This is a genomic window from Micromonospora sp. RTGN7 (genome assembly GCF_033804645.1).
In the GTDB taxonomy this organism is placed as follows: Bacteria; Actinomycetota; Actinomycetes; order Mycobacteriales; family Micromonosporaceae; genus Micromonospora.
In genome coordinates this window covers 1-223 of the sequence record NZ_JAPZLF010000082.1, presented here as the reverse complement: position 1 = coordinate 223, position 223 = coordinate 1, and the positions used below count along the sequence as shown (strand labels likewise).

1 protein-coding gene is annotated in these 223 nt (G+C 62.8%); it reads left to right on the top strand.

Annotated features, from left to right (window positions below):
• Window positions 1–223: thiamine pyrophosphate-dependent enzyme (locus SNR22_RS29300; RefSeq protein WP_320069905.1), on the top strand; the 223-nt coding region annotated here is incomplete at both ends.

Below are 223 nucleotides of genomic sequence, written 5' to 3'. Positions count from 1 at the left end.
CCGCAACGTCAACCTGAAGATCCTGCTGTTCAACAACCGGATCTACGGCCTCACCAAAGGCCAGTACTCACCCACCTCCGAAGTCGGCAAAATCACCAAATCCACCCCCGCAGGCTCGGCCGACGCCCCGTTCAACCCGCTCTCGCTCGCCCTCGGCGCGGAAGCGACCTTCGTCGGCCGCACCATCGACTCCGACCGCAAACACCTCCAATCGGTGCTACGA